The organism is Echinicola strongylocentroti (genome assembly GCF_003260975.1).
GTDB classification, from domain to species: domain Bacteria; phylum Bacteroidota; class Bacteroidia; order Cytophagales; family Cyclobacteriaceae; genus Echinicola; species Echinicola strongylocentroti.
Genome location: NZ_CP030041.1, coordinates 2,019,335 through 2,032,208 on the forward strand (window position 1 = coordinate 2,019,335; position 12,874 = coordinate 2,032,208).

Annotated in this window: 23 protein-coding genes; all 23 read right to left on the bottom strand. The window is 41.2% G+C overall.

Annotated features, from left to right (window positions below; all coding sequences use genetic code 11):
- Nucleotides 1-255: 255 nt before the first annotated feature.
- Nucleotides 256-1,533, bottom strand: coding sequence for a phosphopyruvate hydratase (gene eno, locus DN752_RS07665; RefSeq protein WP_112783407.1), 1,278 nt, complete (start codon nt 1,531-1,533; stop codon nt 256-258).
- 25 nt (nt 1,534-1,558) lie between these two features.
- A complete protein-coding gene (gene carA / locus DN752_RS07670) occupies nt 1,559-2,653 on the bottom strand; it encodes a glutamine-hydrolyzing carbamoyl-phosphate synthase small subunit (protein WP_112783408.1) in 1,095 nt (364 codons plus the stop codon).
- Between the two features lie 129 nt (nt 2,654-2,782).
- Nucleotides 2,783-3,415 (bottom strand): 50S ribosomal protein L17, encoded by a 633-nt coding sequence (rplQ, locus tag DN752_RS07675; RefSeq protein ID WP_112783409.1) that lies wholly within the window; start codon nt 3,413-3,415, stop codon nt 2,783-2,785.
- A gap of 6 nt (nt 3,416-3,421) precedes the next feature.
- Nucleotides 3,422-4,411, bottom strand: a complete 990-nt coding sequence (locus tag DN752_RS07680) for a DNA-directed RNA polymerase subunit alpha (RefSeq protein ID WP_112783410.1) — start codon at nt 4,409-4,411, stop codon at nt 3,422-3,424.
- A gap of 34 nt (nt 4,412-4,445) precedes the next feature.
- On the bottom strand, nt 4,446-5,048 hold the full coding sequence (rpsD, locus tag DN752_RS07685; RefSeq protein ID WP_112783411.1) for a 30S ribosomal protein S4: 603 nt from the start codon (nt 5,046-5,048) through the stop codon (nt 4,446-4,448).
- An 18-nt stretch (nt 5,049-5,066) separates the two neighbouring features.
- Nucleotides 5,067-5,465 (bottom strand): 30S ribosomal protein S11, encoded by a 399-nt coding sequence (gene rpsK, locus DN752_RS07690; protein WP_015264093.1) that lies wholly within the window; start codon nt 5,463-5,465, stop codon nt 5,067-5,069.
- A 15-nt stretch (nt 5,466-5,480) separates the two neighbouring features.
- Nucleotides 5,481-5,858 (bottom strand): 30S ribosomal protein S13, encoded by a 378-nt coding sequence (gene rpsM, locus DN752_RS07695; RefSeq protein ID WP_112783412.1) that lies wholly within the window; start codon nt 5,856-5,858, stop codon nt 5,481-5,483.
- 4 nt (nt 5,859-5,862) lie between these two features.
- The gene (gene rpmJ, locus DN752_RS07700; protein ID WP_009034194.1) at nt 5,863-5,979 is read right to left on the bottom strand and encodes a 50S ribosomal protein L36; all 117 of its coding nucleotides are present in this window, start codon (nt 5,977-5,979) and stop codon (nt 5,863-5,865) included.
- A gap of 6 nt (nt 5,980-5,985) precedes the next feature.
- On the bottom strand, nt 5,986-6,204 hold the full coding sequence (gene infA, locus DN752_RS07705) for a translation initiation factor IF-1 (RefSeq protein ID WP_015264095.1): 219 nt from the start codon (nt 6,202-6,204) through the stop codon (nt 5,986-5,988).
- Between the two features lie 2 nt (nt 6,205-6,206).
- Complete coding sequence (gene map / locus DN752_RS07710; RefSeq protein WP_112783413.1) at nt 6,207-6,980, bottom strand: type I methionyl aminopeptidase; 774 nt, start codon at nt 6,978-6,980, stop codon at nt 6,207-6,209.
- 1 nt (nt 6,981) lies between these two features.
- Entirely contained in the window at nt 6,982-8,298 is a 1,317-nt protein-coding gene (gene secY, locus DN752_RS07715; RefSeq protein WP_112783414.1) for a preprotein translocase subunit SecY, read from the bottom strand.
- A 3-nt stretch (nt 8,299-8,301) separates the two neighbouring features.
- Entirely contained in the window at nt 8,302-8,748 is a 447-nt protein-coding gene (gene rplO / locus DN752_RS07720; RefSeq protein ID WP_112783415.1) for a 50S ribosomal protein L15, read from the bottom strand.
- A 2-nt stretch (nt 8,749-8,750) separates the two neighbouring features.
- On the bottom strand, nt 8,751-8,930 hold the full coding sequence (gene rpmD / locus DN752_RS07725) for a 50S ribosomal protein L30 (RefSeq protein ID WP_211324178.1): 180 nt from the start codon (nt 8,928-8,930) through the stop codon (nt 8,751-8,753).
- 4 nt (nt 8,931-8,934) lie between these two features.
- Nucleotides 8,935-9,453, bottom strand: a complete 519-nt coding sequence (gene rpsE / locus DN752_RS07730; protein WP_112783417.1) for a 30S ribosomal protein S5 — start codon at nt 9,451-9,453, stop codon at nt 8,935-8,937.
- A gap of 6 nt (nt 9,454-9,459) precedes the next feature.
- Entirely contained in the window at nt 9,460-9,810 is a 351-nt protein-coding gene (gene rplR / locus DN752_RS07735; protein ID WP_112783418.1) for a 50S ribosomal protein L18, read from the bottom strand.
- A gap of 7 nt (nt 9,811-9,817) precedes the next feature.
- On the bottom strand, nt 9,818-10,375 hold the full coding sequence (gene rplF, locus DN752_RS07740) for a 50S ribosomal protein L6 (protein WP_112783419.1): 558 nt from the start codon (nt 10,373-10,375) through the stop codon (nt 9,818-9,820).
- 10 nt (nt 10,376-10,385) lie between these two features.
- Nucleotides 10,386-10,781 carry a 30S ribosomal protein S8 gene (gene rpsH, locus DN752_RS07745; RefSeq protein WP_112783420.1) on the bottom strand — a complete coding sequence of 132 codons (396 nt, stop codon included), beginning with the start codon at nt 10,779-10,781 and terminating at the stop codon, nt 10,386-10,388.
- A gap of 82 nt (nt 10,782-10,863) precedes the next feature.
- Complete coding sequence (gene rpsN / locus DN752_RS07750) at nt 10,864-11,133, bottom strand: 30S ribosomal protein S14 (RefSeq protein ID WP_015264104.1); 270 nt, start codon at nt 11,131-11,133, stop codon at nt 10,864-10,866.
- A gap of 2 nt (nt 11,134-11,135) precedes the next feature.
- Nucleotides 11,136-11,696: a 50S ribosomal protein L5 gene (gene rplE / locus DN752_RS07755; protein WP_112783421.1), complete on the bottom strand. Its 561-nt coding sequence runs from the start codon at nt 11,694-11,696 to the stop codon at nt 11,136-11,138.
- The gene (gene rplX, locus DN752_RS07760; RefSeq protein WP_112783422.1) at nt 11,689-12,033 is read right to left on the bottom strand and encodes a 50S ribosomal protein L24; all 345 of its coding nucleotides are present in this window, start codon (nt 12,031-12,033) and stop codon (nt 11,689-11,691) included. The genes rplE and rplX overlap by 8 nt, the downstream gene beginning before the upstream one ends.
- A 2-nt stretch (nt 12,034-12,035) precedes the next feature.
- Entirely contained in the window at nt 12,036-12,404 is a 369-nt protein-coding gene (gene rplN / locus DN752_RS07765) for a 50S ribosomal protein L14 (RefSeq protein WP_015264107.1), read from the bottom strand.
- Nucleotides 12,405-12,406: 2 nt separating this feature from the next.
- Nucleotides 12,407-12,667 carry a 30S ribosomal protein S17 gene (gene rpsQ, locus DN752_RS07770; protein WP_112783423.1) on the bottom strand — a complete coding sequence of 87 codons (261 nt, stop codon included), beginning with the start codon at nt 12,665-12,667 and terminating at the stop codon, nt 12,407-12,409.
- Nucleotides 12,668-12,674: 7 nt separating this feature from the next.
- Nucleotides 12,675-12,869 (bottom strand): 50S ribosomal protein L29, encoded by a 195-nt coding sequence (gene rpmC / locus DN752_RS07775; RefSeq protein WP_015264109.1) that lies wholly within the window; start codon nt 12,867-12,869, stop codon nt 12,675-12,677.
- Between the last annotated feature and the right edge of the window lie 5 nt (nt 12,870-12,874).

A 12,874-nucleotide genomic window follows, 5' to 3' on the forward strand; every position in this document is an offset into this window, starting at 1 on the left:
CTCGCATTTGTACTTATGACAAATATATAAAATAGTGGGGACTAATCTTAAAACAGTTATATGCAATAAGGGTAATTAAGAGGTTTCAGTGTAGCACCGCTAGGTCAAATACAGAAAACTAAAGCAAAGAGCTGATTTTGTCCGCCGCGGATCAGGTCGCAATAGATCGGCTATATTCCGGCTTCACCATTCCAAATAAAAAAAGCACTCCGACTTCTCGGAGTGCTTCTACAGTTATTAGTTTGGATTGGACGTTTATTTCTTAGGGAAATAAGCAGTATCGCCCAAAAGCTCTTCTATTCTTAGCAACTGGTTGTACTTGGCCATTCTGTCAGAACGGGAAGCAGAACCGGTTTTGATCTGTCCAGTATTGCAAGCAACGGCAAGATCAGCTATAGTGCTGTCTTCTGTTTCACCTGATCTGTGGGACATTACAGCAGTAAATCCAGCCTTGTGAGCCAAATCAATTGCTTCCAATGTTTCCGTCAACGTACCGATTTGGTTTACTTTGATCAGGATAGAATTGGCAGATTTTTCTTCGATACCCCTTTGAAGGAATTTCACATTGGTCACGAAAAGGTCATCGCCTACCAGCTGCACCTTATCTCCGATTTTGGCAGTAAGCATTGCCCAGCCTTCCCAATCTTCTTCACCACATCCATCTTCGATAGAGTCAATCGGGTACTTTTCGGTAAGTTCGGCAAGATATGCTACTTGTTCTTCTCTGTTTCTGGTAACACCAGTATCTCCCTCAAATTTCTTGTAGTTATATTTTCCGTCCTCAAAGAACTCAGAAGCAGCACAATCAAGCGCAATGGTCACATCATCACCTGGCTTATATCCAGCCTTGGTAATGGCATCCAAGATGCAGTTAAGGGCCTCTTCAGTGCCTCCGGAGAAGTTTGGTGCAAAACCACCTTCATCACCTACGGCGGTACTAAGGCCTTTGTCGTGAAGGATCTTCTTAAGATTATGGAAGATTTCAGCTCCCGTTCTCATGGCCTCAGAGAAGTTTGGTGCGCCTACTGGTCGGATCATAAACTCTTGGAATGCGATAGGCGCATCAGAGTGTGAACCACCATTGATGATATTCATCATTGGCACAGGAAGGGTCTTGGCGTTGACGCCACCCACATACCTGAACAATGGCAGACCAAGGTCATCGGCTGCGGCTTTGGCTACTGCCAAGGACACACCCAAGATAGCATTGGCTCCCAATTTTGATTTTGTATCAGTTCCATCCAACTGAATCATCAACTCATCGATACCTCTTTGATCAAAAACAGATTGACCGATCAATTCCGGCTGGATGATTTCATTTACATTTTTTACTGCCTGTAGCACTCCTTTACCCAAGTATTTGCTTTTATCTCCATCACGAAGCTCTACAGCCTCATTGACACCAGTAGAAGCCCCACTTGGCACGGCGGCTCTTCCAAAAGCGCCACTTTCAGTTTCCACATCTACTTCCACGGTGGGGTTGCCCCTGGAATCTAAAATTTGTCTAGCATGAATTGCTGTAATCAAAGTCATAATGCTAAAAGGTTTATAGGTTGTATTAATTATTGTTGATTAAAGAAATAAAATCATCAAACAGATACCTGGAATCGTGTGGCCCTGGCGCAGATTCTGGGTGATATTGCACAGAAAATGCAGGTCTATCTTTTAATTTGATACCGGCTACCGTATTATCATTTAGGTGAACATGGGTGATCTCTATTCCTGGATGCCCTTCGCTGTCTTCCCTAACGATATTAAACCCGTGATTTTGTGAGGTAATTTCACTTTTTCCGGTTACTAAATTCTTGATAGGATGGTTAATTCCCCTATGGCCATGGTGCATTTTATAGGTCTTGATCCCTACCGCTTCGGCTATCAACTGATGGCCTAGGCAAATACCGAAAACCGGCTTGTTCAAAGCCAGAATCTCTTTCACGGTATCTACGGCATAATCCATTACTGCAGGATCCCCAGGGCCATTGGAAAGAAAATAGGCATTGGGTTGCCATGCTTCCATCTCTGAAACAGCAGTTTTTGCAGGAAAAACCTTACAATAAACCCCACGAGCAGCTAGGTTTCGAAGAATATTCTTCTTGATACCATAATCCACACAGGCCACTTTAATAGCTGAATTTTCATCACCTACATAATAAGGCTCTTTGGTACATACTTTAGAAGAGAGTTCTAATCCTTCCATGGAAGGTACACTCTCAAGTACTTTCTTCAGATCATCAAGGTTATCATATTCTGAACTGATAATAGCATTCATGGCACCTTTAGACCTGATATGCCTTACTATTTTCCGGGTATCGACATCAGCTATACCAGTGATGGAGTTACTTACCAAGTACTCTTGCAATGACTGTGAGGCATCAAGCCTACTGTACACTTCCGAAAAGCTATTGACCACTATACTGGCAATCGTTGGGCCATCAGATTCCATTTCAGAATCAATCACACCATAATTACCAATATGTGGTGTAGTGGTTACTACTATTTGCCCCGTATAGGAAGGGTCTGTGTAGATTTCCTGATACCCGGTCATACCTGTGTTAAAGCAGATCTCGCCACCGTTTGTACCATGCTTACCGATCAATGTACCGTAGAATACGGTACCATCCTCAAGAAGGAGTGTTGCTTTTTGTTTGTCCATTTATTGAAATTGAATGCCCAAATTTAAGGATTTTATCACTAAGAGACAGATATTTTTTGAAAAGGATAATAAAAAAGGGATTGAACTAAAGTCCAACCCCTTTTATATTTAATATAATGAATGCATCGATTATTCAGATTTTGTTTCCTCGTCTGAATCGGCATTACCTTCTGCAGATGAATCATCTGCAGGCTTTTCTTCAGCTTTTTTAGCCTTAGGTTCTGCAGCCTTCTTTTTAGCTTTAGGAGCTTTCTCTTCCTTAGCTTCAGCAGCAGGTTCCTCAGTACCTTCAGCCTTCGCTTCCGCAGCAGCTTCAGCTCCTTCACTGGATGCTGAACTCCCCGATCCACGACGGCTTCTTCTTGTCTTTTTCTTCTCAGGCTTAGCTTCTTTCAACATCAATTCGTTGAAATCAACAAGCTCAATGATACACATTTCAGCATTATCACCTAGACGGAATCCAGTTTTGATAATACGGGTGTACCCACCAGGTCTATTGGCCACTTTCTCAATCACTTCACCAAAAAGTACCTTGATAGCATCTTTGTCTTGAAGGTAGGAGAAGGCAATACGTCTGTTATGTGTAGTATCTTCTTTGGCTCTAGTCACTAGAGGCTCTACATATTTTCTTAATTCCTTGGCCTTGGCAAGCGTAGTAGAAATACGTTTGTGAAGAATAAGAGAAGCTGCCATATTAGAAAGCATAGCCTTTCTGTGGGAAGCTTTTCTTCCAAGGTGGTTGAATTTCTTACCGTGTCTCATCGTTTATTATTCTTCGTCAAGTTTATACTTAGATATGTCCATGCCGAACTGCAAGCCTTTCTCTTGGATAAGTTGTTCCAGTTCCGCTAAGGATTTTTTACCGAAGTTTCTGAATTTCATCATATCAGAAATCTCCAGTTTCGCTAAGTCTCCCAATGTTTTTACATCGGCAGCTTTCAGGCAGTTAAATGCCCTGACAGATAGATCCAGATCACTAAGCGGAGTTTTAAGCAACTTACGCATGTGAAGGAATTCTTCGTCTATCGGCTCAGGAGAATCTCCGCCTGGAGTATCAATGACCATGGTCTGGTCAGAGAACAACATAAAGTGCTGTATCAGAATCTTCGCTGATTCCTGAAGCGCTTTTTCAGGGTGAATAGAACCGTCAGTGCTTACTTCCAGAACCAACTTTTCAAAGTCGGTCTTTTGTTCTACCCTGGTGTTCTCTACGCTATATTTAACGTTTTTGATAGGAGTGAAGATCGCATCGATCGGAATCACTCCAAACACCTGCTCTTTTGGTTTTGATTCCTCTGCAGGAAGGTATCCTCTACCTTTCTCCACAGTCAGCTCAATCTCAAAGCTCTTGGACTCATCCAGATGGCAAATGACCAAATCCGGATTCAATACCTCAAAAGAAGAGGTGAACTTAGCGATATCTCCAGCAGTAAAAACATCTTGGTTCTTTACTTCCACAGTAATTTTGCCATCGATGGAATCATGGATCTTTTTAAACCTCACCTGTTTTAGGTTAAGGATAATATCAGTTACGTCTTCCACAACCCCCTCGATAGTAGAAAATTCATGAACTACACCAGGTAATTTCACCGAGGTGATGGCGTAGCCCTCAAGGGAAGAGAGCAAGATTCTTCTCAGCGCATTACCAATTGTAACCCCGTAACCTTTTTCAAGTGGCTTAAAAGTGAACAAACCATGGAAATCATCGGCTTTTTCCATCACCACTTTTTCGGGCATTTGAAATGCAAGTATGGACATATCAATAGTTCTTTTAAGTCAGAAAGTTTAGTTATTACTTAGAGTATAATTCGACGATAAGCTGCTCCTTGATATTTTCAGGGATATCCTCTCTCAAGGGGATACTTACAAACTTACCAGTTAATGAATTATTATCCCACTCTAACCAGGAATAACGGTTTGCTCTACCTGCAAGACTAGAGGTAATCGCCTCCAGCGATTTTGATCGCTCTCTTACTGACACAATATCGCCTGGTTTTAATGTATATGATGGAATGTTTACCAATTCCCCATTCACCAATATATGCTTATGAGAAACCAATTGTCTCGCACCTCTTCTTGTCGGGGCAATTCCCAGTCTGAAGACAGTATTGTCAAGACGGGCCTCCAGCAATTGGAGAAGGTTTTCACCAGTAATCCCTTGCCTTCTGGAAGCAATACCAAACATTTTGGCGAATTGTCTTTCCAACACACCGTAAATGTATTTTGCTTTTTGCTTTTCAGCTAGCTGAATTGCATATTCTGATTGCTTCTTTCTTCTTCCTCTTCCGTGTTGACCAGGAGGATAGTTTTTCTTCTGAAGTGCCTTGCTCTGTCCTTCGATAGGCTCTCCGAATTTTCTAGAAATTTTTGCTTTTGGACCTCTATATCTAGCCATTCTTATTTCTTCGTTAAATTAAACTCTTCTACGTTTTGGAGGACGACATCCATTATGAGGAAGCGGAGTCACATCGATAATCGTAGTAACATCAAGACCTACATTCTGCAATGTTCTGATTGCAGATTCTCTCCCAGAACCTGGACCTTTTACAAATACTTCTATTTTACGCAATCCCAAGTCATATGCCACTTGCCCGCAATTCTGAGCGGCCATCTGTGCAGCATAAGGAGTGTTCTTCTTTGAACCTCGGAAGCCCATTTTACCGGCTGAAGCCCATGAAATCACTTGACCTGAATTATTGGTAATGGAAATAATGATGTTGTTAAAAGAAGCTTTGATGTGGGCCTGGCCTACTGCTTCCACCTTAACAACTCTCTTTTTTCCTTTAGCTTTATCGTTTCTTCTTTGAGCCATAATCTATATCAAGATTTATTTGGTTGCCTTCTTCTTGTTAGCAACAGTCTTTCTCTTACCTTTTCTAGTTCTAGCGTTGTTCTTTGTCTTCTGACCTCTTACTGGAAGTCCTTTTCTATGACGAAGACCTCTATAACAACCGATATCCATCAATCTCTTAATGTTCAACTGAACCTCTGACTTCAAAACACCTTCCGTTTTGAACTCCTCAGCAATAATATTCCTGATTGCGGTAGATTCTTCATCTGTCCACTCTCCGGCCTTTTTCTCAAACGATATTCCTGCTTTCAAAAGGATTGCTTTAGCAGAACTTCTACCTATTCCGAAGATATAGGTCAAGCCTATTTCACCGCGCTTATTGTCGGGAATGTCAACACCTGCAATTCTAGCCATAATTTTAACCTTGTCTTTGTTTAAACTTAGGATTCTTCTTGTTGATGACGTAAAGCTTACCTTTTCTTCTGATCACTTTACAGTCAACACTTCTCTTTTTAATAGATGCCTTTACTTTCATGACACTTTATTTATATCGATATACAATTCTGCCTTTCGAAAGATCATAGGGAGACATTTCCAATTTAACTTTGTCTCCTGGCAAGATCTTTATATAGTTCATTCTCATTTTACCAGAAATATGGGCAATCAGTTGATGACCATTTTCCAGTTCCACTTTAAACATCGCGTTGGATAACGCTTCTATGATTGTGCCATCCTGTTCGATTGATGCTTGCTTAGCCATATTTAGAATTTAAAGTTTTCTTCTATGTATTGATGCGTAGTAAGTATTTCTGTCCTATCCTCAAATATTGCTATGGTGTGTTCATAATGTGCCGATGGCTTGCGGTCTGCAGTCCTGATCGTCCAGCCATCTCTTTCTTGAACTACATTTCTGGTCCCTAGATTCACCATGGGCTCTATTGCGATCACCATACCGTCTTTCAGCAATGGACCACTTCCTTTCTTTCCGTAATTGGGCACCTCTGGAGATTCATGAAGGCTCTTACCTACTCCATGACCCACAAGCTCCCTCACCACGGTGTACCCCCGTGCTTCGACAAACTTCTGGATGGCATTTCCTACATCTCCAATACGGTTGCCAAACACGGCTTTCTCAATACCTAGATACAATGACTCTTTAGTGTCTTTGAGCAATGACAATACTTTTGGGGAAACTTCACCGACAGGGTAAGTATAAGCGGAATCGCTATGAAAACCTTGGTGAAAGACTCCACAATCAATTGAGATTATATCGCCATCTTTCAAAACATTATCATTAGGAAACCCGTGAACCACTACTTCGTTCACAGAAATACATAATGATGCGGGAAAACCATTGTAGCCTTTAAATGAAGGTACTCCTCCGTGATCCCTTATAAATTCTTCAGCAACCTTATCAAGGTGTGAGGTCGTTACCCCTGCCTTTACTAGCTTGGCCACTTCTCCGTGAGCCTTGCCTAATATTTGAGCACTTTCTTTAATTAACTGGACTTCTTCTGAAGTCTTGTAATGTATCATATTATGCTACTGCGTAATTTGAAGGATTGTTCTTCATGTTGCCACTTTTCATCATTCCTTCGTAATGCCTCATCAGCAGGTAGCTTTCTATTTGACGTAAAGTATCCATAATCACACCTACCATGATTAGTAAGGATGTTCCACCATAAAATTGGGCAAACTGATTCCCTACTCCTGCTATCATGGCAAATGCCGGCATGATAGCTACTAGTGCCAATAATATTGACCCTGGTAAAGTAATTCTGGAAATAATATTGTCAATAAAGTCAGCTGTCGGTGCACCAGGTTTTACTCCTGGAACAAACCCTCCATTCCTTTTCATATCTTCTGCAATCTGTTCAGGATTTACCGTGATTGCTGTATAGAAGAAAGTAAAAAGAATAATCATCAAAGCAAATACTAAATTATATTGCCATGAAGTAGGGTTACTGAATGTGCTGCCGATATAATTAGCAATATCACTGTCTTGAGACCAAATCTGAGCTATCAGTGCAGGCACAAACATCAATGACTGGGCAAAGATAATTGGCATTACACCGGATGCATTTACCTTGATAGGAATATACTGTCGTTGACCACCGTAAACTTTTCCGCCGACTACTTGCTTGGCATATTGTACGGGGATTCTTCTAGTCGCTTCTGTCAAGGCGACAACACCTACAACAACGAAGAACAACACAAAGAATTCAATGATCAATAACAAGGCTCCAGAAGTTCCCTTGGAAACAACCTCGCCAAGTATAGCCCCTGGTAGATTAGAGATAATGCCGATCATGATCAACATGGAGATACCGTTACCGATTCCTTTCTCCGTAATTTTCTCGCCTAACCACATGCAGAACATAGTACCAGCTGCAAGAAGTATCAGAGAACTGAACATAAACAGTGTCTGGCTAACCAATATGGCTTCTTTAGGAATAGTAGCGGTAATATACCCTACTCCTTGAGCCAGCGTAATCAAAATCGTCAAAACCCTTGTGATTTGATTGATTCGCTTTCTACCTGACTCACCTTCTTTTTGAAGCTTCTGGAAATAAGGCACTCCAACAGTTAATAATTGCAGCACAATGGATGCAGAAATATACGGCATGATACCTAATCCGAAAATAGAAGCATTACTGAATGCTCCACCTAGGAATGTATCGATCAGGCCAAAGATCCCTTCTGATGAACCCTCTAGTTGATCAGGATCAACTCCAGGCAAAACGATATAAGAACCCAATCTGAATACAATCAGAAAACCAATTGTATTCACGATACGGATCCTCAAATCTTCAATAGAAAAGATATTCTTAACTGTTGAGATAAATTTTTTCATTTGTTAAATCTTGTTAACAGTTCCGCCCAGTTTTTCTATAGTTTCTGTAGCTGAAGCTGAGAAATAATGAGCACTTACGTTTAATTTTGACGTAAGTTCGCCTCTTCCTAGGACTTTTACAACATCTTTTTTAGAAACCAGTCCGTTTTCAACAAGGACATCAAACGTAATGCTATCAGTGTCAAGCTTTTCAGCCAGTGTCTGCAATACGTCCAAATTTATTGGTTTGTACTCAACTCTGTTGTGGTTTTTAAAGCCAAATTTAGGAACTCTTCTTTGAAGGGGCATTTGACCACCTTCAAAACCAAGCTTACGGCTATAACCGGATCTTGACTGAGCACCTTTATGACCTCTTGTCGAAGTTCCGCCTCTTCCGGATCCTTGTCCTCTACCGATTCTTTTACGGTTTTTTACGGATCCTTTTGCAGGTTGTAATGTATGTAATTTCATGATTAGGCTTCCTCTATTTTTACAAGGTGACTAATTTTTCTTATCATTCCAGCAATCTGAGGAGTGTTTTCCACTTCCACGGATTTGTTGATCTTACCGAGACCTAAAGCGACGATGGTTGCTTTTTGATCTTTCGGTCTGCTGATGGTGCTCTTTACTTGAGTAACTTTTACCTTCGTCATGTTCTTATCCGTTAAATACTTTAGACAATTTAACACCACGTTGTCGTGAAACGGCAATCGCATCTCTGATCTGCGACAGTGCGTCGATAGTAGCTTTCACCACATTGTGAGGGTTAGAAGATCCTTTGGACTTGGCCAAAACATCCGTAACACCAGCACTTTCCAACACCGCACGCATCGCACCACCTGCAATTACACCGGTACCTGGTGCAGCCGGTTTTATCAACACAAGTCCGCCGCTATATTTACCGATTGACTCATGCGGAATGGTTCCCTTTAGGATAGGTACTTGTACCAAGCTCTTTTTGGCATCCTCTATACCTTTGGTAATAGCATCGGTTACCTCATTAGCTTTTCCCAGGCCAAAACCAACAATGCCGTTGCCATCTCCTACTACTACGATAGCTGAGAAAGAGAATCTCCTACCACCTTTCACTACTTTAGCTACTCGGTTGATAGCAACTACTTTTTCTTTAAGCTCTGTATCTGTTGCCCTGATGGGTTTTCTTCTTAATTGCGACATAATTGATTAAAATTTAAGGCCACCTTCTCTTGCACCTTCGGCAAGAGCTTTTACATTACCATGATACAAGTAGCCATTTCTATCAAAAACTACTTCTGTTAATCCGCCTGCCACTGCACGCTCTGCTAACTTCTTGCCTACTTCCTTGGAAGCAGACACATTTATATTAGCTTTACTGCCAAGTTCTTTAGAAGAAGCTTGCGCAAGCGTGTGACCTTTAAGGTCATCTATCAGTTGTGCGTATATCCCCGTATTACTTTTGAATACGGACAAACGAGGTCTCTCAGTAGTGCCAGAAATCTTTTTCCGAACACTTCTTTTGATCCTAGATCTTCGTAAATTTTTATTAAAAGCCATCTTTCAATTATTTTTTAGCGGCAGTTTTACCAGCCTTACGTCTAATATGTTCACCTACAAAGCGGATACCTTTTCCTTTGTAAGGTTCTACCTTACGTAGAGACTTGATTTTAGCGGCTACTTGCCCGATCAATTCCTTATCAATACTTTCTAGTGACACCAAAGGATTTTTACCTTTTGGTGTTTCAGCACTAACTTTGACATCTTCAGGAAGGGCAAAGAAGATATTGTGGGAGTAACCTAGGGAAAGCTCCAACACTTGTCCCTGGGTAGTGGCTTTATAACCCACACCTACTAGTTCCAATTCTTTCTTATATCCTTCACTTACACCAACAACCATGTTGTTGACCAAAGAGCGATACAGGCCATGAAGTGACTTGTGCCTCTTCGATTCGGTAGGACGTGTAAATACAACTTCATTGTCTTCCACCGAAACGGCAATGTCGGGATTCACATCCTGAGTCAGCGTACCTTTGGGACCTTTAACAGTAACAACATTATCTGCTGCCACGTCTACAGTAACACCCGCTGGTAGATTTATTGGTTTTTTACCTATTCTTGACATAACGGTATTATTAATATACGTAACAAAGCACTTCCCCGCCTATTCCTTCAGTACGGGCTTCTTTATCAGTCATCACACCTTTTGAGGTGGAGATAATTGCAATTCCCAGGCCGTTGATCACTCTAGGGAGTTCATCCTTAGGAGCGTATTTTCTTAACCCTGGCTTACTCACTCTGGAAAGCTTCACGATGGCATTTTGCTTCGTGGAAGGGTTATACTTCAAGGCAATTTTTATACTTCCTTGAGGTCCTACTTCCTCGAACTTATAGTTCTGGATGTATCCCTTGTCATGAAGTACCTTTGTGAGCTCCTTCTTTATGTTTGAAGCAGGGATCTCAACGATACGGTGAGAGGCCTTAATGGCATTTCTCAACCTGGTCAAATAATCAGCTATTGGATCAGTCATATTAATATAAGTCTAACTGCACGCCCTAAAGAGCCTGCAAAGTTACACATTGATTCTTAGAATAAAAACTTTTATATGATTTTTACCAGCTCGCCTTAGTGATACCAGGAATTTTACCCGCAGAGGCCATTTCTCTAAAAGTCACCCTGTTGATACCAAACTTCCTCATATATCCTTTTGGACGGCCAGTAAGCTTACATCTGTTGTGTAGCCTTACGGGAGAAGCATTCTTTGGCAGTTTGTCCAGGGCTTCGTAATCTCCTGCTGCTTTTAGTTCGGCTCTCTTTTTGGCATATTTTGCTACCAGACGTTCTCTTTTTCTCTCGCGAGCTTTGATCGACTCTCTTGCCATAATTATTCTTCTTTTTTGTTGTTTACAAAAGGCATCCCGAAAGCTTTCAACAAAGCATAGCTCTCTTCATCGGTTTCAGCAGTAGTTACAAACGTGATATCCATACCAGAGATCCTGTTCACTTTATCGATGCTGATCTCAGGGAAGATGATCTGTTCTTCCACACCCAAAGTGTAGTTACCTCTTCCGTCAAAACCTTTATCACTGATACCTTTAAAGTCCCTAACACGTGGAAGTGCCACGCTGGTAAGACGATCAAGGAATTCATACATCCTATTACCTCTTAATGTCACCTTGGCTCCAATCGGCATATCCTCTCTTAACTTAAAGTTAGAGACAGATTTCTTGGCCTTGGTCATCACCGCACGCTGACCTGTGATCAACGACAGCTCTTCTACACCATGGTCAACCAACTTTTTATCAGCTACGGCTGCTCCAATTCCTTTGTTGATCACAATTTTGCTCAACTTTGGCACCTGCATTACTGAATTGTATTGGAATTTCTCCTTTAGTTCAGGAGCAATTTCCTTGACATATTTATCTTTTACTCTAGGATTAGCCATTGATCACCTCCCCGGTTTTCTTAGAATATCTAACTAATTTTCCATTTTCGCCAAGCTTTCTCCCTGTTCTGGTGGCTTCACCAGTTTTTGGATCGATCAGCATAAGGTTACTTATGTGAATGGCAGCTTCTTTCTTTTCGATTCCTCCTTGAGGATTAGCAGCTGTAGGCTTCACATGTTTTGTCACCATGTTAAGGCCTTCTACAATAGCTTTTCTCTTTTCTAGGTCTACCGAAAGAATTTTACCAGATTTACCTTTGTCATCTCCGGACAATACCTTTACAGTATCTCCTCTTTTGATGTGCAATTTAGGTTGCTTATTCTTTTTTCTTTCCATGATTACAATACTTCAGGTGCCAAAGATACGATCTTCATAAATTGCTTCTCTCTCAGCTCTCTTGCCACTGGACCAAAGATACGGGTACCTCTTGGCTCATCGTTATTGTTCAAAAGAACCGCTGCGTTATCTTCAAAACGGATATATGAACCGTCTTTCCTTCTAACCTCTTTTCGAGTTCTTACGATTACCGCTTTAGAAACGGTGCCTTTTTTCATATTGCTGGAAGAAAGAGCAGATTTTACTGTCACGACTACTTTATCTCCGATAGAGGCATAGCGCTTACCGGTTCCTCCCAGTACTCGGATAACTAGTACTTCTTTAGCACCTGAATTATCCGCAACACTTAATCTGGATTCTGACTGTATCATGATTATTTAGCTCTTTCTATAATTTCCACTAATCTCCAACGCTTGTTCTTACTCAGCGGACGAGTTTCACTAATTTTAACGAGGTCTCCTTTGCCACACTCGTTTTGCTCGTCATGAACCATAAATTTGGTAGTCTTAGCAACAAACTTACCGTACATTGGGTGTTTCACCCTTCTTTCTACGGCAACTGTGATGGATTTATCCATTTTGCTGCTGACTACTTTTCCAATTCTTTCTTTACGTAGATTTCTCTCAGTAGCCATCGTCTTATTATTTAGCTAGTTGTTTGGCAGTCAAGAAAGTCTTCAATCTTGCGATAAGCTTCCTTGTCTCACTAATTCTGTTAGGATTCTCTATAGGAGAAATTGCATGAGCAAACCTCAACTTCGTAAGTTTCTCTTGCTCAGCGGCAATACGCTCAATTATTTCACTCTCGGAGAGTGCTTGGATTTCAGAGTTTTTCATAGTTA